This is a genomic window from Streptomyces sp. NPDC041205, assembly GCF_055591765.1.
This window is the reverse complement of sequence record NZ_JBVIZH010000001.1, coordinates 183,715-208,163: the sequence shown is the minus strand read 5'-3', so window position 1 is coordinate 208,163 and position 24,449 is coordinate 183,715. Positions and strand designations below refer to the sequence as shown.

Here is a 24,449-nt window from a genome sequence, read left to right as displayed (position 1 = left end):
CCGTACGCGCGCGTGTCAGTACGTGACCGTGATCCGCCGCTCGTCCCCGTCCACCCGTACGGTGCCGCCGTAGGGGATCACATACTGCGGTTCCGTGTGCCCGAGGTCCACGTCGAAGACGGCCATGGTGGCGGGAGCGTACGCGGAGAGTGCCGCGAGCACGGCTTCGCGCTGCTCGTGGGCGTAACGGGCGCGCTCCTCGGGACCGTTGCGCCGGTCGAGGCTCCAACGCTTGGCGCGGCCCATGAGCAGCGCGGCGAAGCGCGCGAGCAGTCCGCGCTCGCCCAGGGCGCGCAGGATCCGGAAGACCTCGGTGGGGGAGGGGAGTTCCTCCGTCGTCTCCAGGAACAGCACGTGCCCGTCGTAGGCGGCGGGGTCGGCGACCTCGCGGTCGGCCATCAGGAGCCCGGCAAGGACTTCCAGGCAGCCGCCCCAGGAGCGCCCTTCCACGACCCGCTTGGCGCCCTCCGGCAGATGCCAGCTCCAGCCTCTGCCCGGCTCCGTAGGCGGCTCGGCGGCGAGGGATGCCGGGTCGTCCCAGGGGACGTCGATGTCACGGAAGCGCTCGGCGGGGCGCAGCGAGTCGGCGGTCGGGGCGGCCATGGCCCCCGGTCGCCCCAGCTCGCACATCACCGACGCCCCGTGGAAGCTGACGACGCCGGTCTGCCACAGGAAGGCGTGCAGGTTGGTGTTGTCGCTGAACCCGAAGAACGGCTTGGGGTGCGCCCGGATCAACTCCCGGTCCAGGAACGGCAGCACGGTGATCTGGTCGTCGCCGCCGATGCTCGCCATGATCGCCTTGATCCGCGGATCGGCGAACGCGGTGTGCAGGTCGTCGGCCCGCTCCCGCGCCGAGGCGCCCATCCTGCGCGTCGTCGGATACTCCACCGGCTCCAGGAGGAAGTCCGTCCGCAGCCGCCGAAGGCCCAGCTCGTAGGGGAGGGGGAAGAGCTCCGGCAGTCCGGCCGCGGGCGACACGACGGCGATGCGGTCGCCCGGGGCGGGCTTCGGCGGATACCGCGGCGGGTGCGGGCGACCGGGTGGTGTCATGCCCGGCAGCGTACGGCCCGGCTCGGCGCGCCCGCACCGTGATAGACCGGCAGTGAGCAGCAGTCCGACGCACGGAGGTCCCTGTGCCCCACACCCTCGCCACCGCCCCGGTCCTGATCCTGAACGGGCCCAACCTGAACCTCCTGGGCCGTCGTCAGCCGGAGATCTACGGCACCGACACGCTCGCCGACGTCGAGGCGATGTGCGCCAAGGCGGCCGCGGCGCACGGCGGGACGGTCGACCTGCGGCAGTCCAACCACGAGGGCGAGCTGGTCGACTGGATCCACGAGGCACGCGAGCACCACGCGGGCATCGTCATCAACCCGGCCGCGTACTCGCACACGTCGATCGCCCTCCTGGACGCGCTCAACACGTGCGACGGCATGCCGGTGGTGGAGGTCCACATCTCCAACATCCACCAGCGTGAGCCGTTCCGGCACCACTCGTACGTCTCGCAGCGCGCCGACGGCGTCATCGCGGGCTGCGGTGTGCAGGGGTACGTGTTCGGGGTGGAGCGCGTGGCGGCGCTGCTGGGGCGGGGCTAGGCCCGCCCCAGCGGGGGTCACCAGCCGCGGGCGCGCCACTCCGCGACGTGCGGGCGCTCCGCGCCCAGCGTGGTGTCCTTGCCGTGGCCCGGGTAGACCCACGTCTCGTCCGGGAGCGTGCCGAAGATCTTCGTCTCGACGTCCTGGATGAGGCTCGCGAACCGCTCCGGGTCCTTCCAGGTGTTGCCGACGCCCCCGGGGAAGAGGCAGTCCCCGGTGAAGACGTGCGGGTGGCCGTGCGGGTCGTCGTAGACGAGCGCGATCGAGCCCGGGGTGTGGCCCACCAGGTGCCGGGCGGTGAGCGAGATCCGGCCGAAGGTGATGGTGTCGCCGTCGTCCACGAGGACGTCCGTCGGCGTCGGGATGCCCTCGGCGTCCTCGCGGCCCGCGTACGTGCGCGCGCCGGTCGCCGCGACGACCTCCGCGAGGGCCTGCCAGTGGTCGCCGTGCTGGTGGGTGGTCACGACGGCCTTGATGCCGTCGTCACCGATGAGCCGCAGCACCGTCTGCGGCTCGTTGGCCGCGTCGATCAGCAACTGCTCGTCGGTGGCCCGGCAGCGCAGCAGGTAGGCGTTGTTGTCCATCGGGCCGACCGCGACCTTCGAGATCATCAGGTCCTGCAGCTCGTGCACGTCCGCGGCCCCGCCGACCTTCACCACTCCGCTGTACGTCATGCGACTCAGCCTATAGCGGGGGGAGGGCGGGCAGGGGGCCGCCGTCGACGGTCAGCGCGGCCCCGTCGCGGCGCCCGGCGAGCCAGCCCAGGAGGTCCGCCTGACGGCCGCTGACCGTGACGTCGGCCGTGCGCTCGTGGCCCTGCTCGATCTGCTCCGCGGTGACGGCGTCGACGGCGCCCGTGGCGAGCACGCGGCCGTCGTCCTGCCGGATGTCCACGGCGGGCAGGCCCGGGTGGTTCCGGAAGCGCCCGACGAGGAAGTTGATCTCCCGCTGGGTGAACTCCGTGGAGAGGTCCTCCAGCTCATAGCCGACGCCGAGGTCCACGTGGTGCAGCTCCACCTCGATCCAGCGCCGGAAGGGCACGTTGGCGGCCGCGTCCTTGACGCCGTTGCGCAGCTCCACGGTGCGGGACCAGTCCGCGGGGGCCGCGCCCTCGTCCTGGAAGCGGGCCGCGGACTCCCGCAGGTCGGCGAGCTGAACGTCCAGCGGTCGCGGAGCGTCCCGCTCGATGTCGGCGTCCCGTGCCTCCCCGCTCACATACATGGGCCGCCCGGCCAGCACGTTCACCAGGGCGTCGGCGTTCCGCGCGACGTGCGCGAGGACGTGTCCGCGCGTCCAGCCGGGAAGCCGTGACGGCTCGGCCGTCGAAACGTTGTCCAATGCGGTGGCTGCGGCGAGCAGCCGGTCGGTCGCGTCACGTACAGACGCCAGGTCGCGCACATGATCAATCATGGGCCCGACGATAGCTCCGCCACACGTTCGGGTGAAGGCGGTGGACCAGCCCCGCAAATCGAATGTCCGTGCTATAAGGTCGGTTGCGGCATCGGGCATTCTTGGTGGTCCGGGTTTCATCGACCTCCGGGTCCCGCGAACCAGGGAATCCGACCCGGCGTTGTCAGTGGGTCGCCCTAGTCTGTGAACGACGGGGGCCCCGCCCCTGTCACTTCTCTCAAGAAAGGTGCGGACCGGCGTGGCCGACCGTCTCATCGTCCGTGGCGCGCGCGAGCACAATCTCAAGAACGTCTCGCTCGACCTCCCGCGTGACTCCCTCATCGTCTTCACCGGTCTGTCCGGGTCCGGCAAGTCCTCGCTCGCGTTCGACACGATCTTCGCCGAGGGCCAGCGTCGCTACGTCGAGTCCCTGTCGTCGTACGCCCGCCAGTTCCTCGGTCAGATGGACAAGCCGGACGTCGACTTCATCGAGGGACTGTCGCCCGCGGTCTCCATCGACCAGAAGTCGACCTCGCGCAACCCGCGCTCCACGGTCGGCACCATCACCGAGGTGTACGACTACCTGCGCCTGCTGTTCGCGCGCATCGGCAAGCCGCACTGCCCCGAGTGCCGCCGCCCGATCTCCCGCCAGTCCCCGCAGGCCATCGTCGACAAGGTCCTCGAACTGCCCGAGGGCAGCCGCTTCCAGGTCCTCTCGCCGCTGGTGCGCGAGCGCAAGGGCGAGTTCGTCGACCTCTTCGCCGACCTCCAGACCAAGGGGTACAGCCGCGCCCGGGTGGACGGCGCGACCATCCAGCTCTCCGAGCCGCCCACGCTGAAGAAGCAGGAGAAGCACACCATCGAGGTGGTCGTCGACCGCCTCACGGTGAAGGACTCCGCCAAGCGCCGCCTGACCGACTCGGTGGAGACCGCCCTCGGCCTCTCCGGCGGCATGGTCGTCCTGGACTTCGTCGACCTCCCCGAGGACGACCCCGAGCGCGAGCGGATGTACTCGGAGCACCTCTACTGCCCGTACGACGACCTGTCCTTCGAGGAGCTCGAGCCCCGCTCCTTCTCCTTCAACTCGCCCTTCGGCGCCTGCCCCGACTGCACCGGCATCGGCACGCGCATGGAGGTCGACCCCGAGCTGATCGTCCCGGACGAGGACAAGTCGCTCGACGAGGGCGCCATCCACCCCTGGTCCCACGGCCACACCAAGGACTACTTCGGCCGCCTGGTCGGCGCCCTCGCCGACGCGCTCGGCTTCTCCACCGACATGCCCTGGGCGGGCCTGCCCCAGCGCGCCAAGAAGGCCCTGCTGCACGGCCACAAGACCCAGATCGAAGTGCGCTACCGCAACAGGTACGGCAGGGAGCGGGTCTACACCACCGCCTTCGAAGGCGCCGTCCCCTTCGTCAAGCGGCGGCACAGCGAGGCCGAGAGCGACGCCAGCCGCGAGCGCTTCGAGGGCTATATGCGCGAGGTGCCCTGCCCCACCTGTGAGGGCACCCGCCTCAAGCCGATCGTCCTCGCCGTCACGGTCATGGGCAGGTCCATCGCCGAGGTCTCCGCGATGTCGATCAGCGACTGCGCGGACTTCCTCGCCGAGCTGCGGCTCGACGCCCGCGACAAGAAGATCGCCGAGCGGGTCCTGAAGGAGGTCAACGAACGACTGCGCTTCCTGGTCGACGTCGGCCTCGACTACCTCTCGCTCAACCGCGCCGCGGGCACCCTCTCCGGCGGCGAGGCCCAGCGCATCCGCCTGGCCACCCAGATCGGCTCCGGCCTGGTCGGCGTGTTGTACGTCCTGGACGAGCCGTCCATCGGCCTGCACCAGCGCGACAACCACCGCCTCATCGAGACGCTGGTCCGGCTGCGCGACATGGGCAACACCCTGATCGTCGTCGAGCACGACGAGGACACCATCAAGGTCGCCGACTGGGTCGTGGACATCGGCCCCGGCGCGGGTGAGCACGGCGGCAAGGTCGTGCACAGCGGCTCCCTGAAGGAACTGCTCGGCAACGACAAGTCGGTCACCGGTCAGTACCTCTCGGGCAAGAAGGCCATCCCCGTCCCCGACGTCCGCCGCCCCGCCGACCCCACCCGCCGCCTCACGGTGCACGGCGCCCGCGAGAACAACCTCCAGGACATCGACGTCTCCTTCCCGCTGGGCGTCCTCACGGCCGTCACCGGCGTGTCCGGGTCCGGAAAGTCCACGCTGGTCAACGACATCCTCTACACCCACCTGGCCCGCGAGCTGAACGGCGCCAGGTCCGTCCCCGGACGGCACACGCGCGTGGAGGGCGACGACCTCGTCGACAAGGTCGTGCACGTCGACCAGTCGCCCATCGGCCGCACCCCCCGGTCGAACCCGGCGACGTACACCGGAGTCTTCGACCACGTCCGCAAGCTCTTCGCGGAGACCACGGAGGCGAAGGTCAGGGGCTATCTCCCCGGGCGCTTCTCCTTCAACGTCAAGGGCGGCCGCTGCGAGAACTGCTCCGGCGACGGCACCATCAAGATCGAGATGAACTTCCTCCCGGATGTGTACGTCCCCTGCGAGGTCTGCCACGGCGCGCGGTACAACCGCGAGACCCTGGACGTGCACTACAAGGGCAAGTCCATCGCCGAGGTCCTCGACATGCCCATCGAGGAGGCGCTCGACTTCTTCGAAGCGGTGCCCGGCATCGCCCGGCATCTGAGGACCCTCCACGACGTGGGCCTCGGCTATGTCCGGCTCGGCCAGTCCGCGCCCACGCTCTCCGGCGGCGAGGCCCAGCGCGTGAAGCTGGCCAGCGAGCTCCAGAAGCGCTCCACGGGCCGCACGGTCTACGTCCTCGACGAGCCGACCACCGGTCTGCACTTCGAAGACATCAGCAAGCTGATCACGGTCCTGTCGGGCCTGGTCGACAAGGGCAACACGGTCATCGTCATCGAGCACAACCTCGACGTGATCAAGACCGCCGACTGGGTCGTCGACATGGGCCCGGAGGGCGGCAGCGGCGGCGGCCTCGTCATCGCCGAGGGCACCCCCGAGCAGGTCGCCGGGGTGCCGGCCAGCCACACCGGCAAGTTCCTGCGCGACATCATCGCCGCGGACCGCATCAGCGACGCGGCGGTGCCCCCGGCCCGCCGCAGCACGAAGAAGACCACCGCCAAGAAGACGGTGGCCTCGAAGTCGGCTCCCACGAAGACAGCCGTCACCAAGTCGACGGCCACCAAGTCGGAGCCCAAGAAGCCGTCGGCCACGAAGTCGTCGGCCACGAAGAAGACGGCGACCAAGAAGGCGCCAGCCAAGAAGGCGCCCGCGAAGAAGACGGCCACGCGGACGCGCAAGGCCTGAGGCCAAGCGCCCGTCCGGCCGCCGACCCAGTCACGCAGCGCGCCACCTCGCACAGGGGTGGCGCGCTGACGTCTCTTCCGCCGCCCAACTGGCGTACCGTCCCACGCATCCACCGCCCGACGCACCACCGCGACCCAGGAGGCGCCCGAGATGTCAGCCGCAGCCGTCCCGTCCGTGCGGAGCGAACGGAAGGGGGCCGTCACCACTGTCGTTCTGGCGCGGCCCGATGTGCGCAACGCCGTCGACGGCCCCACCGCGCGGGCCCTCGCTGAGGCATTTCGGGACTTCGAGGCCGATCCGGAGGCGTCGGTCGCCGTGCTGTGGGGGGAAGGGGGCACCTTCTGCGCGGGTGCCGATCTGAAGGCGCTGGGGACGCCGGAGGGGAACGAGGTCGCCGAGGTCGACGGGGAGAACGACGGGCCGATGGGGCCCACGCGCCTCAGCCTGTCCAAGCCCGTCATCGCCGCGATCTCCGGGCACGCCGTCGCGGGCGGTCTGGAACTCGCCCTCTGGTGCGACCTCAGGGTCGCCGAGGACGACGCCGTGCTCGGGGTGTTCTGCCGCCGCTGGGGCGTGCCGCTCATCGACGGCGGGACGGTGCGGCTGCCCCGGATCATCGGGGAGGGGCGCGCCCTGGACCTCATCCTCACCGGCCGCCCGGTCGACGCGGCGGAGGCGCTGGGCATGGGCCTGGTCAACCGGGTCGTGGCGAAGGGCAGCGCCCGCGCGGCGGCCGAGCAACTCGCCGCCGAGATCGCCGCGTTCCCCCAGACCTGCCTGCGGCACGACCGGCTCTCCGCCCGCGAACAGCACGGGCTGCCCGAACAGCAGGCGCTCGCGGGAGAGTTGGCCCACGGCCTGCACGCCCTCGGCGAAGCAGCCGAAGGCGCCGCGCGGTTCGCCGCCGGAGCGGGACGGCACGGCGCCTTCGGGACGAGCTGAACCTCCCCGGCCCGGGGCCCTACGCCTCGCCCTTGCCCGGCTCCAGGAACTGCATGTCCAGCTGGATCTTCACGGCCTCGCCGAGCATGCCGGGGGCGAACGTCAGGCCGTACTCGCTGCGGCGGATCTCACCCGTCGCCTCGAAACCGGCGTGGCGGGTGTCGCCGAACTCGCCGAGGCCGCCGAACTCCACGGCCAGCGTCACCGGGCGGGTGACATCGCCGATGGTCAGCTCGCCCGCCATCGTCCAGTCCTCACCGGCACCGGAGATCCCGGCGGAGCGGAACACCATCGTCGGGCGCTTCTCCACGTCGAGCAGGTCGGAGGCGCGGACGTGCGCGTCCCGGTCCGGGTTGCCGGTGTCGATCGACGCGAGGGCGATGGTGGCGCTCACCGCCGTGTCGTCGAGGGTCTCGCCCACCACCAGCTCCGCGTCGAACTCGGTGAAACGGCCACGCACCTTGGAGATGCCCAGGTGGCGGATGGTGAAGTTCACGGCGGAGTGCAGCGGGTCCAGCGCCCAGCGGCCCGCCGGCAGCGGCAGGGCGGTGGTGGCAGCGTCAGTGGTGTTGGTCTCGGTGGTCATGCCGTCCACTCTGGGGCGGCCGCCGGACCCGAGGAAGGCCGGGCGGAGACTGGTAGTGGCAGGGCCACGATCAGGGGCGGCGGCCCCAGGAGCCGCCCTGGTACGTTCGAACGGTGAGCGAGAACGAGCTGGGAGCCTTCCTCCGTGCCCGCCGCGAGGCCATCACCCCCACCGAGGTGGGCCTGCCCGGCGGCCCGCGCCGCCGCACCCCCGGACTGCGCCGCTCCGAAGTCGCCACCCTCGCCGGCATCAGCGTCGAGTACCTCACCCGCCTGGAACAGGGCCGCGACCGCAACCCCTCGCCGTCCGTGCTCGGTTCGCTCGCCGACACCCTGCGCCTGACCGTGGAGGAGCGCGTCCACCTGCGCCGCCTGGAGAAGGCGAGCAACGGCGCCGACAACCCCTGCTGCTCCGCCGCCCCGCCCCCGGCGCTCTCCGTGCGGCCCACCGTGCGCGCCCTGGTCGACCGCCTCGAACCCACCCCGGCCGTGCTGCTCAACCGGCTCAGCGACGTCCTGATGTACACGACGGGATACGAACAGCTCGCCCGCCCCCTCGGCCTGCTCGACGGCGACCGGCCCAACCTGCTGCGGTTCGTCTTCACCGATGAGCGGGCCCGTACCGTCTTCCCCGAGTGGGACCGCGTCGCCGACGAGCAGATCGCGCACCTCAGAAACGAATCGCCGATGATCGACCCCCATGCGATGCAGTTCGTCGACGAGTTGACGGTGCTCGCCGGGGCGCCGTTCGCCGACCGCGTCGAGGCCGTGCCCGGCCTGCCGCGCCGCAGCGGCGTGGAGCGCCTCGCGCACCCGCAGGTGGGCGCGCTGCGACTGTCGTACGAGACGCTGGCGCTGCCCGACGTCGACGGCCAGCGCCTCCTCGTCCACCTCCCGGCCGACGACGCCACCTCGGCGGCGCTCGACCAGCTCAACGGCCGCCAGCCGGGCGGTCTGCGCGCGGTCAGCGGCTAGGGCCCGCCCAAGTAGTCCAGAGGCCAGAGTCCAGAGGCCCGTGGGGCCCCGAGAAGTCCCGAGGTCCGTATGGGGCGGCCCCGGCGCTCCCGAGAGGTCTGCCCTAGCGATCCGTCCCCGCGCCCCCGGTCAACTCCCGTGCGTACGGCGGCTCAGCCCCCGCCCGCGAGCAGGTGATCGCCGCCGCGCGGGCCGCGAACCGCAGCACCTCGGCCCAGGCGTCCCCGCCGAGCCCCGCCGCCGCCCGCGCGGACAGGGCGTCCCGCGCGGCCAGGGAGTGCAGCAGCGCCGCGTTCACGGTGTCGCCCGCGCCGATCGTGTCCACGACGTCGACCGGAACGCCGGGCACCGAGACCTCGCCGCCCTCGTGTGTGAAGACGGACAGGCCGTCGCCGCCCCGCGTCACCACCACGGCCGCCGGGCCCGACGCCAGCCACTCCTCGGGCGTGCCGCCCAGCCAGCGGGCGTCCTCCTCGGACAGCTTCAGGAGCGCCACCGACGGCAGCCAGCTCTTGAACCGGGCACGGTAGGCGTCCGCGTCGGCGATGAGGCCGGGGCGGATGTTGGGGTCGAGCGCTGTGAAGACGCCGCGGGCCGCCTCGCGCCGCATCAGCTCCTCGTACGCGCTCGCGCCCGGCTCCAGGACGAGCGAGCAGGTCCCGAAGGACATCGCGCGCACGCCGTCCGGGACCCGGCGCGGCACGGCGAAGAGACGGTCGGCGGTGCCGTCCACGTAGAAGGAGTACTCGGCCGAGCCGTCGGCGTCGATCGAGGTGACGGCCAGGGTCGTCGGCTCGGCGCCGCGCTGGACGTACGACACGTCGACGCCGGCCGCCCGCAGGCCCGCGAGCAGCGCCTCGCCGAACGCGTCGAGCGAGACCCGGGAGCAGAAGGCGGCGGGGGAGCCGAGGCGGCCGAGCGCGACCGCCGTGTTGTACGGCCCGCCGCCGAGGCGCGGCGCGAGGGCGGGCAGCGCGGGGGCGGGGGAGCCCTCGGCGGCGCTGCTCACGGCGGTTCCGCCGCTGTGCGGCGCGTCCCGGTGGGTGCCCTCCCGCGCGTCCTCCTGCGTGCCTTCCCGAACGTCCCGCGTGCCTTCCCGCGAGTCCTCCCGCGCGCCCCGCGAGTCCCGCAGCGCCTCCTGCGGCACCAGGTCGATGAGGGCCTCACCTGCGACGACTATCACTGACGGTTCCTTCCCGGCGTACGGCTCCGGCGGTCGGGCGGCTGGGCGTTCCGGCGTCCCGACATCCTGGAGCCCCGGCCTCCGCCTGCGGACAGGCTAAAGCCAGAACCGGCGGACGCGACCGATGCGGGCGGCACTCGGGCACCCCGGTGCCCCACCCGGTCACGCGACCTCCCACCGGTAAGGTCGATTCGTCGCCGAACCAGCCTGACCTGTGGAGACTTCATGCCCGGCACGTCCCCCGCCCGCCGCACCGTGCTGCGCGCGGCCGCCCTCGCCCCGGCCGTCGGGCTCGGGCTCACCGCCTGCTCCTCCGGCGGCAACGGCAACCGCTCCGCGCCGACCGAGCCGGTGGACCTGGGCGCGGCCGACGAGGTGCCGGTGGGCGGATCGAAGCTCTACACGGACAAGAACGTGGTGGTCAGCCGGATAGCCGACGACGAGTACAAGGCGTTCAGCAGCATCTGCACGCACGCCCGGTGCCCCATCAAGAACCTTCAGGGCGCCAAGCTGACCTGCCAGTGCCACGGCAGCCAGTTCGACGCGAGGAACGGCAAGGTGCTGCGCGAGCCCGCCGTAGCACCCCTGGAGGAACTGCCGGTGAAGGTCGCGGGCGGCAAGATCGTGGCGGGCCCGGGGGCCTGAGAGGTCACTCCCAGTCCCATCCGATCCCGATGATCCCGGCCCGCACCTGCGGCTCCACGAGGTGCACCGACCGATGGCTGCCGCTCAGCGTCAGCTCCCGCAGGCCGAGGCGTGGCGCGGCCGCCGACCGCTGTGTGAAGCGGTGGCAGCGCACGGGCAGGGTGCCCTCGGCGAAGCGGACCTGGAGGGCGTACTGGCCGCCGGTGAAGCTGAAGCCGCGTACGTACTCGGCGCTCGCCCCGGCCGTGCCGTCCTCGAAGCCGTAGCAGAACAGATGGGTGTCGCCCGCGCGCAGCCGGGCGTCGAACAGCAGCTCCGCGACCAGGACACCGGTGTCGTGGTGCCAGCGCACCCGCCCGGTGCGGCAGTTCTCCAGGGCCCGCACCTCCATCCGCTCCGGGGCGCAGCCGGGGTCCCCGTGGTGGATGGCCAGATAGCGGTCGATCCCGTCCGTGTGGGCGCGGACGACATGCTGGGAATCGCGGCCAAGCAGCTCACGGTCCGCGCCGATGCGTATGCGCTCATGGTGGCCGACGGTGTGCAGGCCGCCGTCGAGGGGGGACTCCAGGTCGGCGAGGAGCGACTGCAGGACGTCGGACGCCTCCACCAGGGAACGGTACGAACGGGCGGCGGGGCGTTCGGCGTTGATACGCTCCTCTGCCTGGGCGAGCAGCCGGATGAGTGATTCCTCCGGCAGCCGCAGGATCTCCTCCAGGGCGCGTACGGCCCGTAGCGACTCGGCGCGCTGGGGGCGGCGCGCACCCTGCTGCCAGTAGCTCAGACTGGTCACGCCGACGTGGACGCCCGCGCGTGCGAGATGGTGGCGCACCCGTTGCAGGGGCAGGCGCCGGGCGGCGATGGCGGCGCGCAGGGCGACGTGGAACGGGCCGGTGCGCAGGGCGGTGGCGAGGTCCGCCGGGGTGTCGTCCGCGAGGGGCGTCGCGTGGGGCGGTGTGTGGGGGGTGACGTTCCGCACCGCAGGTCCTTTCTGTGAACGTTCACTCCGGCCGCGCGGGTATACGCCCCGGTCGAAGCGGGTGGCCAGGTGAGCGTGCGACCGGCGTTCACAGACGTACGCCGTTGTTCACGCTTCAAACCATGCCGCATTGAAGCGTGTTGACCTGCACCGGACAACACCTGATGCTCAATCGCAGCGTCCGGACGCGCTCCTCCACATCCCACCCCCACTCCGCTCGGGAGGAACGCGATGCACCACTCCACCCGCGGGTTGAGCCGTCGCAGACGGCTGTCCGCACTGGCCGTCGCCGCGGCGGCCTTCCTCGCCGTACCGGCGGCCACCGCCGCCGCGGCGCCGCACGACACGTCGTCGACCGTCGCTCCGGCCGCCTCGGGAGCGGCCGACCCGTCGGTCCTCGCCGCCAAGCGCCTGAACATCACGATGCAGGCACAGCAGAAGACCAACTGGTGCTGGGCCGCGGCGGGCAACACCATCGCCACGTACCTCGGCAAGAACTACAGCCAGAACCAGTTCTGCAACGCCGCCTTCGGCCGCAACCAGAACACCGAGTGCCCCAACAACCAGGCCACCCTGGGCAACGTCCAGACCGGCCTCAGATGGGCGGGCATCAACTCCGGCTCGTACGTCACCGGCTGGCTGCGCTACCCCACCGTGCAGTCCGAGATCAACGCGAACCGGCCCGTCGAGACCCGCATCCAGTGGTCCAACGGCGGCGGCCACATGCACGTCATCTACGGCTACGACACGGCCAACAGCTGGGTGTACTGGGGCGACCCATGGCCCTCCAGCGACCGCTACAACTGGGCGTCCCACGACTGGTACGTCAACAACAACACCTTCTCCTGGACCCACTCGCTGTACCGGATAGGGGCGTGAGAGCGATGACCCGTCCCATTCCTTCCGCTTCCTCCGTGTCTCGTGCCTCCGGTCCGTCCGGCTCCTTCGGTACGTCCGGGCGCGTGCTGAAAGCCGTGCTCGCGGGCTCGGCCGCCGCGCTCCTCCTCGGCCTCGCGGCCCCGCACGCCTCCGCCGACTCCGGTCCGGCCGCGCGACCCGCGCCGCCCGCGCCGTCGGCACCCTCGGACGCCTCTCGTGGTGCCGCCCACGACGCGGCCGAGGCCCCGAAGACCCTCGACACGCTCTCCCGCTTCTTCGCCCGCGAGGGAGCCGTCACGAAGGCCGCGGCCGAGCCGCGCGTGGCGGGCGACAAGGCCGTGCCCGTCTACTACTTGTCGCCCGACTTCGTCGCCGGCAAGAAGGACGCGCCCGTCGCCCGCATGGAGTTCCTGGCCAGCAAGGCGGTTTCCTCCGACGGCCAGGAGGCATCGCTCTGGTCCGTCCGGCAGGAGGGCTCCTGGAAGATCGTGAACATCGCCACCGGGGACGACGAGACCCACTACGCGCGCGTGGGTGCCGACAAGCTCCCCGGAGGCACCGTTTTCCACGAGCCGCAGATCAACGGCTGGTACGTCACCAAGGGCGCGCGCGTGCTGCCCCTCGACAAGGACGCGGTGCGCGCGGTCGGCGCGGAGGGGACCTCGACCGACGCCTACCGCAAGCGGGTCCAGAAGGCGTACGGGGACAAGCTGCCGGGGTCGGCGTACGCCAAGTCCGGCAAGGCGGGCGGGTACGCCGAGGAGCCCGCGGCCACCTCGGCCAAGGCGGGCGGGGCGCCTGAGTCCGCGTCGTCCTCGTCCGACGGGGCGGTGACCGTCGCCTCCTCGGTCGCCGGAGCCGGGGCCCTGGTCGCCCTCGGCCTGTCCGGCGCAGCCCTGCTCCGGCGCCGCTCCCGCCGCCTGAGCTGACCCGGCCCCGGCCCCCGGCCGGGACACCCCCCCCACCCGTCCGCTCTCCAGGGCGGACGGGTGGGGACTTTCAGCGGGAGGCTCGGCACGCCGAGCCGGGGGAGGGCGTCCAGGGCGGGATGCCCGCCCTGCCCGTGCCACCCGGCCGCAGACACTGACTGTCACCCCCCGCCAGTAGGCTGTCCGACATGGCCGACCCTTCCAGCTACCGCCCCAAGCCGGGACAGATCCCCGACTCGCCGGGGGTCTACAAATTCCGCGACGAGCACCGCCGGGTGATCTACGTCGGGAAGGCCAAGAGCCTGCGCCAGCGCCTGGCGAGCTACTTCCAGGACCTGGCGAACCTGCACCCGCGCACGGCCACGATGGTGACGACGGCGGCGTCCGTGGAGTGGACCGTCGTCGCCACGGAGACCGCGGCGCTCCAGCTGGAGTACACCTGGATCAAGGAGTTCGACCCGCGCTTCAACGTCAAGTACCGCGACGACAAGAGCTACCCGTACCTCGCGGTGACGATGAACGAGCAGTTCCCGCGCGTGCAGGTGATGCGCGGTCAGAAGAAGAAGGGCGTGCGCTACTTCGGTCCGTACGGCCACGCGTGGGCGATCCGCGACACCGTGGACCTGCTCCTGCGCGTGTTCCCCGTCCGCACCTGCTCCGCCGGGGTCTTCAAGAACGCCGCCCGCACCGGCCGCCCCTGCCTGCTCGGCTACATCGGCAAGTGCTCGGCGCCCTGCGTGGACCGTGTCTCCGCCGAGGAGCACCGTGAACTGGCCGAGGACTTCTGCGAGTTCATGACCGGCCGTACGGGGACGTACATCCGGCGCCTGGAGCGGCAGATGACGGACGCCGCCGAGGACATGGAATACGAGCGCGCGGCCCGGCTGCGCGACGACATAGACGCCCTCAGGAAGGCGATGGAGAAGAGTGCCGTCGTCCTCGCCGACGCCACCGACGCCGACCTGATCGCCGTCGCCGAGGACGAGCTGGAGGCCGCCGTCCAGATCTTCCACGTGCGCGGCGGACGCGTGCGCGGCCAGCGCGGCTGGGTCACCGACAAGGTCGAGGCGGTCACCACGGCCGACCTCGTGGAACACGCCCTCCAGCAGCTCTACGGAGAGGAGACGGGCGACGCCGTCCCCAAGGAGGTGCTCGTCCCCGCCCTGCCCGACCCCGTCGAGCCGGTCCAGGACTGGCTCGCCGAGCGCCGCGGGTCGAACGTGTCGCTGCGCATCCCGCAGCGCGGCGACAAGAAGGCCCTCATGGAGACCGTCGCCCGCAACGCCCAGCAGTCCCTCATGCTGCACAAGACCAAGCGCGCCTCCGACCTCACGACCCGCTCCCGCGCCCTGGAGGAGATCGCCACCGCCCTGGAGCTGGACAGCGCGCCCCTGCGCATCGAGTGCTACGACATCTCGCACCTCCAGGGCGACGACGTCGTCGCCTCCATGGTCGTCTTCGAGGACGGCCTCGCCCGCAAGAGCGAGTACCGCCGCTTCCAGATCAAGGGCTTCGAGGGCCAGGACGACGTCCGCTCCATGCACGAAGTGCTCACCCGGCGCTTCCGGCGGTATCTGAATGAGATGGCGAAGACCGGGAACGGGGTCTCCCCTGCTCGAGCGGAGCCGAGAGCTTGGGGAAGGTCCCCGGACGAGGCGCAGGAGAGCCTCACCGAGGAGGACGGGCGGCCCAAGAAGTTCGCGTACCCGCCGCAGCTCGTCGTCGTCGACGGCGGCCAGCCGCAGGTCGCCGCCGCCCAGCGGGCCCTGGACGACCTCGGCATCGATGACATCGCCGTCTGCGGCCTCGCCAAGCGCCTCGAAGAGGTCTGGGTGCCCGGCGAGGACGACCCGGTGATCCTGCCGCGCACCAGCGAGGGGCTCTATCTGCTCCAGCGCGTGCGCGACGAGGCGCACCGGTTCGCGATCACCTACCAGCGGTCGAAGCGGACCAAGCGTTTCAAGGCGAGCCCGCTGGACGCCGTGCCCGGCCTGGGCGAGGCTCGCAAGCAGACATTGATCAAGCACTTCGGTTCGGTGAAGAAGCTCCGGTCCGCGACCATCGACCAGATCTGCGAGGTCCCGGGCATAGGCCGCAAGACCGCGGAGGCCGTCCTTGCGGCCTTCGCCCGGGCCGCCCCGGCGGCGCCCGCGGTGAACACCGCGACTGGAGAGATCATGGAGGAGGAGGAACCCGCGACGGCGGGTGACTCCGGCCACGGCGAGCAGCCTGCGCACGCGGGAGACTCGCACGGCGACGGGCCCGACACGACCGGGGCCCCGAGCGACAGCGAGGCGCCCACGCGCGTGGGCGCCGCACGGACACGACGGGGGATGGAGACATGAGCGAGCACGACGAAGGCGGAGAACAAGTGAGTACGGGCACGACCATCGAACCGGGCGAAGCCGCGGAGGCGGCCATCCCCGAGCTGGTGATCATTTCCGGGATGTCCGGCGCGGGACGCTCCACGGCCGCGAAGTGCCTGGAGGACCTCGGCTGGTTCGTCGTCGACAACCTGCCGCCCGCGCTGATCCCCACCATGGTGGAGCTGGGCGCCCGCTCCCAGGGCAACGTCGCGCGCATCGCGGTCGTCGTCGACGTCCGCGGCCGCCGCTTCTTCGACAACCTGCGCCAGTCCCTCGCGGACCTGGAGTCCAAGCACGTCACCCGGCGCATCGTCTTCCTGGAGTCCTCCGACGACGCCCTGGTGCGCCGCTTCGAGTCGGTGCGCCGCCCGCACCCGCTGCAGGGCGAAGGCCGCATCGTCGACGGCATCGCGGCCGAGCGCGAGCTCCTGCGCGAGCTGCGCGGCGACGCCGACCTGGTCATCGACACCTCCAGCCTGAACGTGCACGAGCTGCGCGCCAAGATGGACGCCCAGTTCGCGGGCGACGAGGAGCCCGAGCTGCGGGCCACGGTGATGTCCTTCGGGTTCAAGTACGGCCTGCCGGTCGACGCCGACCTCGTCGTCGACATGCGCTTCCTGCCCAACCCGCACTGGGTCCCGGAACTGCGTCCCTACACCGGGCTCAACGAGGAGGTGTCGGCGTACGTCTTCAACCAGCCCGGCGCCAAGGAGTTCCTCGACCGCTACACCGAACTGCTCCAGCTGATCGCCGCGGGCTACCGCCGCGAGGGCAAGCGGTACGTGACCATCGCCGTCGGCTGCACCGGCGGCAAGCACCGCTCCGTCGCCACCTCCGAGAAGCTGGCCGCCCGCCTCACCGCCGCCGGGATCGAGACCGTCCTCGTCCACCGGGACATGGGGCGCGAATGAAGCCCAACCGCCGGGTGCTCCGCCTGAACCGCCTGGGCCGCAAGCGGGGCACCCAGCCCAAGGTCGTCGCCCTCGGCGGCGGCATGGGCCTGTCCGCGTCGCTCGCCGCGCTGCGCCGCATCACCGGCGACCTCACCGCCGTGGTGACGGTCGCCGACGACGGCGGCTCCAGCGGACGCCTGCGCGCCGAGCTGGGCGTGCTGCCGCCCGGCGACCTGCGCAAGGCGCTCGCCGCGCTGTGCGGCGACGACGACTGGGGCCAGACCTGGTCCCGTGTGATCCAGCACCGCTTCCAGTCCCGCGGCGACCTGCACGAGCACGCGGTGGGGAATCTGCTGATCGTCGCCCTGTGGGAACAGCTCGGCGACCACGTCCAGGCCCTGGACCTGGTCGGCAGGCTGCTCGGCGCGCACGGCCGCGTGCTGCCCATGTCCGCCGTGCCGCTGGAGCTCCAGGCCCTGGTCAAGGGCCACGACCCGGACCGCCCCGACGACGTGGACACCGTCCGCGGCCAGGCCACCGTCGCGCTCACCCCGGGCGAGGTGCAGTCCGTGCACGTCGTCCCGCAGGACCCGCCGGCCGTGCCGGAGGCCGTCGCCGCCGTCCTCGACGCCGACTGGGTGGTTCTCGGCCCCGGATCCTGGTTCTCCTCGGTGATCCCGCACCTGCTGGTGCCCGAGCTGCTCGACGCGCTCACCGAGACCAAGGCCCGCCGGGTCCTTTCGCTCAACCTCGCGCCGCAACCCGGAGAAACCGAAGGGTTCTCTCCGCAGCGTCATTTGGAGGTTTTGGCCCGACACGCCCCTAAACTCGCCCTGGACGTGGTGCTGGCCGACGAGGCCGCCGTGCCCGACCGTGGATCCCTGACCGATGCCGCCAAGCGGTTCGGCGCCACGGTGGAGCTGGCGCCGGTGGCCCGCCAGGACGGCAGCCCCAAGCACGACCCGGAGCTGCTGGCCGCCGCGTACGACCGTATTTTTCGGATGCATGGAAGGATCGGCCCATGGCGATGACGGCAGCGGTGAAGGACGAGATCTCCCGGCTCCCCGTCACCCGGACCTGCTGCAGAAAAGCAGAGGTCTCGTCGATCCTGCGGTTCGCGGGCGGTCTGCACCTGGTGAGCGGCCGCATCGTGATCGAGGCGGAGCTGGACACCGCGATGGCGGCGCGCCGCCTCAAGCGGGACATCCTGGAGATCTTCGGGCACAGCTCGGAGCTGATCGTGATGGCCCCCGGCGGCCTGCGCCGCGGCTCGCGCTACGTCGTTCGGGTGGTCGCGGGCGGCGATCAGCTGGCCCGCCAGACCGGCCTGGTGGACGGCCGCGGGCGGCCCATCCGCGGCCTGCCCCCGCAGGTGGTCTCGGGGGCCACCTGCGACGCCGAGGCGGCCTGGCGCGGCGCCTTCCTCGCGCACGGCTCGCTGACCGAGCCCGGCCGCTCCTCCTCCCTGGAGGTGACCTGCCCGGGCCCGGAGGCGGCGCTCGCGCTGGTCGGCGCGGCCCGGCGGCTGCAGATCGCCGCGAAGGCCCGGGAGGTGCGCGGTGTGGACCGCGTCGTCGTCCGGGACGGGGATGCCATCGGCGCCCTGCTGACCCGGCTCGGCGCCCATGAGTCGGTGCTCGCCTGGGAGGAGCGGCGGATGCGGCGCGAGGTCCGCGCCACCGCCAACCGCCTGGCCAACTTCGACGACGCCAACCTGCGCCGCTCGGCCCGTGCCGCCGTCGCCGCGGGCGCCCGGGTGCAGCGCGCCCTGGAGATCCTCGGCGAGGAGGTGCCCGAGCACCTCGCGGCCGCGGGCCGGCTGCGCATGGAGCACAAGCAGGCCTCCCTGGAGGAGCTGGGCGCGCTCGCCGATCCGCCGCTGACCAAGGACGCCGTCGCGGGCCGCATCCGCCGCCTGCTCGCCATGGCCGACAAGCGGGCGCAGGACCTCGGCATCCCCGGCACGGAGTCCAACCTGAGCGAGGAGCTCGCCGACAACATGGTCGGCTGAGGCGTGGTGGTCTGACACCGCCGCACACCCCGGAAGCCGCCGGTGCCCGCAAAGGCCCCGGCGGCTTCTTCGTACGCCCGTGCGCCACGCCCCCGGGGAGCCCGGGCCCGCCCCCGCCGCCCTTGGGAAGCCCGGCAGGCCGCCCAGGACCGCTCACCCGCCGTATTGACATGATCATGAAGCGTGACGAGCCTGGCGTTCGCGCACAAACGTGCCGGACAACTGCAAGGGGGGCTCATGAGACGAAGAGCGAGCGCGAGATCGATCCTCGCCGCGAGCGCACTGCTCGTCGGCGGACTCGTCGCCGCACCGCACGCCCAGGCGAGCGGACCGGCCAAGTCTCCGGCCGACGACGACCCGGCGGCCGTCAAGGTCTACCAGGCCGACGTCACCAAGAAGCAGATACCGATCCTGGTCGAGGCGGGGCAGGACGCCCATGAACTCGCCGGACAGGCACCCGAGCGCGGCACCGGCCGCGTCGAGCTGTACCTGACCGAGGGCCAGGCCGAGGCGATCGAGCGCAAGGGCATCGACCTCACCGAGCACCGCGTGTCCGCGGCGACCGCGAAGAAGCTGAAGGCCGCGGGGGACGGCGTCTTCAGGCCGTACAGCGGAAAGGGCGGGCTCCAGGAGGAGATCGTCAAGACCGGGCAGGCCCACCCCGGCCTCACCAAGGTCGTCTCCATCGGCAAGACGGTCCAGGGCAAGGACATCCTCGCGCTCAAGCTCTCCAAGAACGCCAAGAAGTCCAAGGACGGCTCCAAGCCCGCCACGCTGTACATGTCCAACCAGCACGCGCGCGAGTGGATCACCCCCGAGATGACCCGCCGCCTGATGCACCACTACCTCGACAACTACGGCAAGGACAAGCGGATCACCAAGCTCGTGAACTCCACCGAGCTGTGGTTCGTGCTCTCCGCCAACCCCGACGGCTACGACTTCACGCACGCCGCCGGCGGCGACCGCCAGTGGCGCAAGAACCTCCGCGATGTCGACGGCGACGGCAAGATCGCCCCGGGCGACGGCGTCGACCTCAACCGCAACTTCGCCTACAAGTGGGGCTACGACAACGAGGGTTCCTCGCCCGAGGCGTCCTCGGAGACCTACCGCGGCACCGGACCGATGTCCGAGCCCGAGACCAAGGTGATCGACCGCTTCCAGAAGCGCATCGGCTTCGCGTACGGCATCAACTACCACTCCGCCGCCGAACTGATCCTCTACGGAGTGGGCTGGCAGGTCGCCACCCCCACCCCGGACGACGTGCTCTACAAGGCGCTCGCCGGCACCCCCGAGAAGCCCGCCGTCCCCGGCTACCACCCGCAGGTGTCCTCCGAGCTGTACACCACCAACGGCGAGGCCGACGGACACGCGGGCAACGTCAACGGCATCCCCATGTTCACGCCGGAGATGTCCACCTGCCAGACCGCGTCGAACGTGGACCCCAATGACGCCTGGCGGCCCCAGGACTGCGCGTCCATCTTCACCTTCCCCGACGACGAGAAGCTGATCCAGCAGGAGTTCGCGAAGAACGTCCCGTTCGCGCTCGCCGTCGCCGAGACCGCGCTCCACCCCGACCAGCCGGTGTCCGTCACCGGCATCGAGGCCCCCGACTTCACGCCCGACACCTTCAGCACGTCGTACGCGCGCGGAGCGGACCAGGAAGTCGCCGTCACCGCCCGCAAGTCCGTGCGCGACAAGGAACTCAACTACCGGATCAACGGCGGCCGTACCCAGGACGAGAAGCTCAAGGCCTGGAAGGGCGGCGAGACCTACGGCGGCGAGGACAACCTGCACTTCGACCAGTACCGCGCCGACGTCGAGGGCGCCCGCGCGGGTGACAAGGTCGAGGTGTGGTTCACCGGCCGTACGAAGAAGGGCCGCACGCAGAGCGAGCACTTCACGTACACCGTCGCCGAACGACCCAAGGCGAGCACCCTCGTCGTCGCCGAGGAAGGCGCCCCCGCCACCCAGACCCAGAAGTACGTCGACGCCCTGAAGGCAGGCGGCCGCTCGGCCGCCGTGTGGGACGTCGCCAAGCAGGGCGCCCCGCACCCGCTCGGCGTCCTCTCGCACTTCTCCGCCGTCGTCCACCACACCGGTGACCCCGTGCCCGGCGCACCCACCCAGCTCGCCCTGCGCGCCTACCTCAACGAGGGCGGCAAGCTGATCGAGTCCGGCGAGCGGACCGGCAGCGACGTCGACCTCGGCGAGGCCCTCACCGACGACTTCGCGCAGTACTACCTGGGCGCCTACGAACGCCTCTTGGCGCCCGACGCCAAGAGCTTCAGCGGCACCGGCGCACTCGCCGGCGCGGACGGCGCGCTCGGCGCGGCCGACACCAACCCGCTCGACAAGGCGGGCCGCTTCACCGTCACCTCCGACACCCTGCCCGCCAAGGAGTTCCCGCAGTTCAAGAGCGCGGCGGGAGGCTCCTACCCCGGCCTCAGCAACCCCTACGCGCCCTTCGAGGGCCAGGGCATGGCCTCGGCGACCCACGCCGACCGGGACTACAAGCGGCTCACCCGCACCTTCGACCTGACCGGCGTCGCGGCCGCCGACAAGCCGGAGCTGCGGCTCGCCCTCAACTGGAACCTGGAGCCCGGCTTCGACCACGGCCTGCTCGAAGCGCACACCACGGGCGCCGACGACTGGACCACGCTGCCCGACACCAACGGAGCCTCCTCGGCCACCGTGCCCGCCCAGTGCGCGGCCGGGTTCTTCATCAACGGCCACCCCTTCCTGAAGCACTACCTGACGCAGGGCGCGGCGGGCTGCGCGGCGAGCGGCAGCAGCGGCTCCTGGAACAGCTTCACCGGCTCCTCCGGCGGCTGGAAGCAGGTCGCCTTCGACCTCAGCGCCTACGCGGGCAAGAAGGTGGAGGTGTCGCTCAGCGCCGTCACCGACCCCGGCAGCGGCGGCCGCGGTCTGTTCGCCGACAACGCGCGTCTCGTCGTCGGCGGCAGCGCCACCGAGACCGAGGGATTCGAGTCCTCGCTCGGCTCCTGGGCCGTCGCCCCGGCCCCGGCCGGAAGCCCCAATATCACGGGCGACTGGGCGCGCACCGGCGAGCTCTACAAGTCCCACGCCGCGGTCACAACACGTGACAGTGTGTTGCTCGGCTTCGGCCTCGAACACCTCCCCGCGGCGGCCGACCGGGCCAGGTTGCTGGGCAAGGCACTGGACCACCTGCGCCGCTGACGCTGCGTAGTCAGGACCAAGGTCCCGGCGGCCCGTGTCCCTACTGGGGGGTACGGGCCACCGGGCCGCGCAGGGCTCCTGTCGATGTCACCCCGGAGCCGCCGGAGAGGTAGGGTCGGAGGCGGTCGGGGACATCCCATACAACTCGCCGGCGTCTCAGACCGGCGTACCAACGAGGAGATCGGTTCGTGACGATCCGCGTAGGCATCAACGGCTTTGGCCGCATCGGGCGCAACTACTTCCGCGCGCTCCTCGAGCAGGGTGCGGACATCGAGATCGTGGCTGTCAACGACCTGGGTGACACCGCCACGACGGCTCACCTGCTCAAGTACGACACCATCCTGGGCCGCCTCAAGGCCGAGGTGTCGCACACCGAGGACACCATCACCGTCGACGGCCACACCATCAAGGTGCTGTCCGAGCGCAACCCCGCCGACATCCCGTGGGGCCAGCTCGGCGTCGACATCGTGATCGAGTCCACCGGCATCTTCACCAAGAAGGCGGACGCCGAGAAGCACATCGCCGGTGGCGCGAAGAAGGTCCTCATCTCGGCTCCGGCCAAGGACGAGGACATCACCATCGTGATGGGCGTCAACCAGGACAAGTACGACCCGGCGAACCACCACGTCATCTCCAACGCCTCCTGCACCACCAACTGTGTGGCGCCGATGGCCAAGGTTCTCGACGAGAACTTCGGCATCGTCAAGGGCCTGATGACGACGGTGCACGCGTACACCAACGACCAGCGCATCCTGGACTTCCCGCACTCGGACCTGCGCCGCGCCCGCGCCGCCGCCGAGAACATCATCCCGACCACGACCGGTGCCGCGAAGGCCACCGCCCTGGTCCTGCCGCAGCTCAAGGGCAAGCTCGACGGCATCGCCATGCGCGTGCCGGTCCCGACGGGCTCCGCCACCGACCTGGTCGTCGAGCTGCAGCGCGAGGTCACCAAGGACGAGGTCAACGCCGCGTTCAAGAAGGCCGCCGACGACGGCGACCTCAAGGGCATCCTCTACTACACCGAGGACCCGATCGTGTCGTCCGACATCGTCAGCGACCCGGCCTCCTGCACCTTCGACTCCTCCCTGACCATGGTCCAGGAGGGCAAGTCGGTGAAGATCCTCGGCTGGTACGACAACGAGTGGGGCTACTCCAACCGCCTCGTCGACCTCACGGTCTTCGTCGGCGGCCAGCTCTAAGCGGTCCACGTCTCAGAGCCAGGCATCTCGATGTGAGCACAGGGTCCGGACAGCGCAGCGCCGCGCCGTTCGGACCCTTTGCGCGTGAGCACCCCTCAAGAAGTCCCAGTCACGGAGTCCTATTACATGAAGACGATCGACGAACTTCTCGCCGACGGTGTCGCAGGCAAGCGGGTCTTCGTCCGCGCCGACCTCAACGTGCCGCTCGACGGCACGACCATCACCGACGACGGCCGCATCCGCGCGGTCCTGCCCACCGTGAAGGCGCTCGTCGAGGCCGGTGCCCGCGTGGTCGTCGCCTCGCACCTGGGCCGCCCCAAGGGCACCCCGGACCCGGCGTTCTCGCTGGCCCCGGCCGCCGCGCGGATCGGTGAACTCCTGGGCGCCGACGTCCGGTTCGCCACCGACACCGTCGGCGACTCGGCCAAGGCCACCGTCGCCGACCTCGCCGACGGCCAGGTCGCTGTCATCGAGAACCTGCGCTTCAACGCCGGCGAGACCTCCAAGGACGACGCCGAGCGCGGCGCCTTCGCCGACCAGCTCGCGGCCCTGGCCGATGTCTACGTAGGCGACGGTTTCGGCGCCGTGCACCGCAAGCACGCCTCCGTGTTCGACCTGCCGGGCCGGCTGCCGCACTACGCCGGTTACCTCATCGCCACCGAGGTCGGCGTCCTGAAGAAGCTCACCGACGACGTCAAGCGGCCCTACGCCGTCGTCCTCGGCGGCGCCAAGGTCTCCGACAAGCTCGGTGTGATCGACCACCTCCTGGAGAAGGCCGACCGCATCCTCATCGGCGGCGGCATGGCGTACACCTTCCTCAAGGCGCAGGGCCACGAGGTCGGCATCTCCCTCCTGCAGGAGGACCAGATCCCGGCGGTGCTCGGCTACCTCAAGCGCGCCGAGGAGAAGGGCGTCGAGTTCGTGCTCCCCGTCGACGTCCTGGTCTCGACGGACTTCCCGGACCTGAAGACCAAGGCTCCGGCCCACCCCACCACGGTCGCCGCGAACGCCATCCCGGCCGACCAGGAGGGCCTCGACATCGGCCCCGAGACCCGCAAGCTGTACGCCGCGAAGCTCGCCGACGCCGCCACCGTCTTCTGGAACGGCCCCATGGGCGTCTTCGAGCACCCCGACTACGCCGAGGGCACCAAGGCGGTCGCCCAGGCCCTTCTCGACTCGTCGGCCTTCACGGTCGTCGGCGGCGGCGACTCCGCCGCGGCCGTGCGCATCCTGGGCTTCGACGAGAACGCATTCGGTCACATCTCGACCGGCGGCGGCGCCTCCCTCGAATACCTCGAGGGCAAGACGCTCCCCGGTCTCGCCGCACTGGAGAACTGACAC

At 71.4% G+C, this 24,449-nt stretch carries 20 protein-coding genes; 14 read left to right on the top strand and 6 right to left on the bottom strand.

The genetic code is table 11. The annotated features are described in order from the left end of the window. Positions 1-15: 15 nt before the first annotated feature. Positions 16-1,050, bottom strand: coding sequence for a S66 family peptidase (locus ACZ6BG_RS00965; protein WP_468994938.1), 1,035 nt, complete (start codon positions 1,048-1,050; stop codon positions 16-18). Positions 1,051-1,133: 83 nt separating this feature from the next. Between ACZ6BG_RS00965 and aroQ the strand changes: the two genes are divergently transcribed. Further along, positions 1,134-1,595 carry a type II 3-dehydroquinate dehydratase gene (aroQ, locus tag ACZ6BG_RS00960; protein ID WP_468994933.1) on the top strand — a complete coding sequence of 154 codons (462 nt, stop codon included), beginning with the start codon at positions 1,134-1,136 and terminating at the stop codon, positions 1,593-1,595. A gap of 17 nt (positions 1,596-1,612) precedes the next feature. Here aroQ and ACZ6BG_RS00955 read toward each other — a convergent pair whose 3' ends face one another. After that, the gene (locus tag ACZ6BG_RS00955; RefSeq protein ID WP_468994930.1) at positions 1,613-2,269 is read right to left on the bottom strand and encodes an MBL fold metallo-hydrolase; all 657 of its coding nucleotides are present in this window, start codon (positions 2,267-2,269) and stop codon (positions 1,613-1,615) included. 10 nt (positions 2,270-2,279) lie between these two features. Continuing rightward, positions 2,280-3,005 carry a maleylpyruvate isomerase family mycothiol-dependent enzyme gene (locus ACZ6BG_RS00950; protein WP_468994928.1) on the bottom strand — a complete coding sequence of 242 codons (726 nt, stop codon included), beginning with the start codon at positions 3,003-3,005 and terminating at the stop codon, positions 2,280-2,282. A gap of 238 nt (positions 3,006-3,243) precedes the next feature. Between ACZ6BG_RS00950 and uvrA the strand changes: the two genes are divergently transcribed. Both uvrA and ACZ6BG_RS00940 read left to right on the top strand, forming a co-directional pair. After that, positions 3,244-6,327: an excinuclease ABC subunit UvrA gene (gene uvrA, locus ACZ6BG_RS00945; protein WP_468994926.1), complete on the top strand. Its 3,084-nt coding sequence runs from the start codon at positions 3,244-3,246 to the stop codon at positions 6,325-6,327. 150 nt (positions 6,328-6,477) lie between these two features. Then, complete coding sequence (locus tag ACZ6BG_RS00940; protein ID WP_468994923.1) at positions 6,478-7,269, top strand: crotonase/enoyl-CoA hydratase family protein; 792 nt, start codon at positions 6,478-6,480, stop codon at positions 7,267-7,269. 19 nt (positions 7,270-7,288) lie between these two features. On the opposite strand, the gene ACZ6BG_RS00935 is transcribed toward ACZ6BG_RS00940, so the two are convergent. Beyond that, complete coding sequence (locus tag ACZ6BG_RS00935; protein ID WP_468994920.1) at positions 7,289-7,855, bottom strand: YceI family protein; 567 nt, start codon at positions 7,853-7,855, stop codon at positions 7,289-7,291. A gap of 113 nt (positions 7,856-7,968) precedes the next feature. On the opposite strand from ACZ6BG_RS00935, the gene ACZ6BG_RS00930 reads away from it, so the two are divergent. Next, positions 7,969-8,829, top strand: coding sequence for a helix-turn-helix transcriptional regulator (locus ACZ6BG_RS00930; RefSeq protein ID WP_468994917.1), 861 nt, complete (start codon positions 7,969-7,971; stop codon positions 8,827-8,829). A gap of 103 nt (positions 8,830-8,932) precedes the next feature. On the opposite strand, the gene ACZ6BG_RS00925 is transcribed toward ACZ6BG_RS00930, so the two are convergent. Next, positions 8,933-9,838, bottom strand: coding sequence for a carbohydrate kinase family protein (locus tag ACZ6BG_RS00925; protein WP_468997808.1), 906 nt, complete (start codon positions 9,836-9,838; stop codon positions 8,933-8,935). Positions 9,839-10,237: 399 nt separating this feature from the next. Here ACZ6BG_RS00925 and ACZ6BG_RS00920 point away from each other — a divergent pair, with 399 nt between their 5' ends. Then, the gene (locus tag ACZ6BG_RS00920) at positions 10,238-10,657 is read left to right on the top strand and encodes a Rieske (2Fe-2S) protein (protein WP_468994913.1); all 420 of its coding nucleotides are present in this window, start codon (positions 10,238-10,240) and stop codon (positions 10,655-10,657) included. Between the two features lie 4 nt (positions 10,658-10,661). Here the strand turns inward: ACZ6BG_RS00920 and ACZ6BG_RS00915 are convergent, their stop codons facing one another. Next, a complete protein-coding gene (locus ACZ6BG_RS00915; RefSeq protein WP_468994909.1) occupies positions 10,662-11,633 on the bottom strand; it encodes a hypothetical protein in 972 nt (323 codons plus the stop codon). 231 nt (positions 11,634-11,864) lie between these two features. Between ACZ6BG_RS00915 and ACZ6BG_RS00910 the strand changes: the two genes are divergently transcribed. From ACZ6BG_RS00910 to ACZ6BG_RS00870, 9 genes are all read left to right on the top strand, one after another. Next, positions 11,865-12,512, top strand: a complete 648-nt coding sequence (locus tag ACZ6BG_RS00910; protein WP_385710989.1) for a papain-like cysteine protease family protein — start codon at positions 11,865-11,867, stop codon at positions 12,510-12,512. A gap of 86 nt (positions 12,513-12,598) precedes the next feature. Continuing rightward, positions 12,599-13,441 (top strand): hypothetical protein, encoded by an 843-nt coding sequence (locus tag ACZ6BG_RS00905; protein ID WP_468997806.1) that lies wholly within the window; start codon positions 12,599-12,601, stop codon positions 13,439-13,441. Between the two features lie 188 nt (positions 13,442-13,629). Beyond that, the gene (uvrC, locus tag ACZ6BG_RS00900) at positions 13,630-15,786 is read left to right on the top strand and encodes an excinuclease ABC subunit UvrC (RefSeq protein WP_468994906.1); all 2,157 of its coding nucleotides are present in this window, start codon (positions 13,630-13,632) and stop codon (positions 15,784-15,786) included. Further along, positions 15,783-16,718, top strand: coding sequence for an RNase adapter RapZ (rapZ, locus tag ACZ6BG_RS00895; RefSeq protein ID WP_468994901.1), 936 nt, complete (start codon positions 15,783-15,785; stop codon positions 16,716-16,718). Before uvrC ends, rapZ begins: the two co-directional genes overlap by 4 nt. Then, positions 16,715-17,731: a gluconeogenesis factor YvcK family protein gene (locus ACZ6BG_RS00890; protein ID WP_380851383.1), complete on the top strand. Its 1,017-nt coding sequence runs from the start codon at positions 16,715-16,717 to the stop codon at positions 17,729-17,731. Before rapZ ends, ACZ6BG_RS00890 begins: the two co-directional genes overlap by 4 nt. Further along, entirely contained in the window at positions 17,722-18,711 is a 990-nt protein-coding gene (gene whiA, locus ACZ6BG_RS00885) for a DNA-binding protein WhiA (RefSeq protein ID WP_468448733.1), read from the top strand. The genes ACZ6BG_RS00890 and whiA overlap by 10 nt, the downstream gene beginning before the upstream one ends. Positions 18,712-18,948: 237 nt before the next feature. Continuing rightward, positions 18,949-21,909 carry a M14 family metallopeptidase gene (locus ACZ6BG_RS00880; RefSeq protein ID WP_468994896.1) on the top strand — a complete coding sequence of 987 codons (2,961 nt, stop codon included), beginning with the start codon at positions 18,949-18,951 and terminating at the stop codon, positions 21,907-21,909. Between the two features lie 188 nt (positions 21,910-22,097). Then, positions 22,098-23,108, top strand: a complete 1,011-nt coding sequence (gap, locus tag ACZ6BG_RS00875; RefSeq protein WP_468448729.1) for a type I glyceraldehyde-3-phosphate dehydrogenase — start codon at positions 22,098-22,100, stop codon at positions 23,106-23,108. A 126-nt stretch (positions 23,109-23,234) separates the two neighbouring features. Continuing rightward, positions 23,235-24,446: a phosphoglycerate kinase gene (locus ACZ6BG_RS00870; RefSeq protein ID WP_468994892.1), complete on the top strand. Its 1,212-nt coding sequence runs from the start codon at positions 23,235-23,237 to the stop codon at positions 24,444-24,446. Positions 24,447-24,449: the final 3 nt, after the last annotated feature.

Excerpts from the sequence above, each read along its gene's own strand:
- ACZ6BG_RS00965 (WP_468994938.1), bottom strand. The coding sequence starts at position 1,050 with ATGACACCACCCGGTCGCCCGCACCCGCCGCGGTATCCGCCGAAGCCC.
- ACZ6BG_RS00955 (WP_468994930.1), bottom strand. The coding sequence starts at position 2,269 with ATGACGTACAGCGGAGTGGTGAAGGTCGGCGGGGCCGCGGACGTGCAC.
- ACZ6BG_RS00950 (WP_468994928.1), bottom strand. The coding sequence starts at position 3,005 with ATGATTGATCATGTGCGCGACCTGGCGTCTGTACGTGACGCGACCGAC.
- ACZ6BG_RS00940 (WP_468994923.1), top strand. The coding sequence starts at position 6,478 with ATGTCAGCCGCAGCCGTCCCGTCCGTGCGGAGCGAACGGAAGGGGGCC.
- ACZ6BG_RS00935 (WP_468994920.1), bottom strand. The coding sequence starts at position 7,855 with ATGACCACCGAGACCAACACCACTGACGCTGCCACCACCGCCCTGCCG.
- ACZ6BG_RS00920 (WP_468994913.1), top strand. The coding sequence starts at position 10,238 with ATGCCCGGCACGTCCCCCGCCCGCCGCACCGTGCTGCGCGCGGCCGCC.
- ACZ6BG_RS00910 (WP_385710989.1), top strand. The coding sequence starts at position 11,865 with ATGCACCACTCCACCCGCGGGTTGAGCCGTCGCAGACGGCTGTCCGCA.
- uvrC (WP_468994906.1), top strand. The coding sequence starts at position 13,630 with ATGGCCGACCCTTCCAGCTACCGCCCCAAGCCGGGACAGATCCCCGAC.
- rapZ (WP_468994901.1), top strand. The coding sequence starts at position 15,783 with ATGAGCGAGCACGACGAAGGCGGAGAACAAGTGAGTACGGGCACGACC.
- ACZ6BG_RS00890 (WP_380851383.1), top strand. The coding sequence starts at position 16,715 with ATGAAGCCCAACCGCCGGGTGCTCCGCCTGAACCGCCTGGGCCGCAAG.
- whiA (WP_468448733.1), top strand. The coding sequence starts at position 17,722 with ATGGCGATGACGGCAGCGGTGAAGGACGAGATCTCCCGGCTCCCCGTC.
- ACZ6BG_RS00880 (WP_468994896.1), top strand. The coding sequence starts at position 18,949 with ATGAGACGAAGAGCGAGCGCGAGATCGATCCTCGCCGCGAGCGCACTG.
- ACZ6BG_RS00870 (WP_468994892.1), top strand. The coding sequence starts at position 23,235 with ATGAAGACGATCGACGAACTTCTCGCCGACGGTGTCGCAGGCAAGCGG.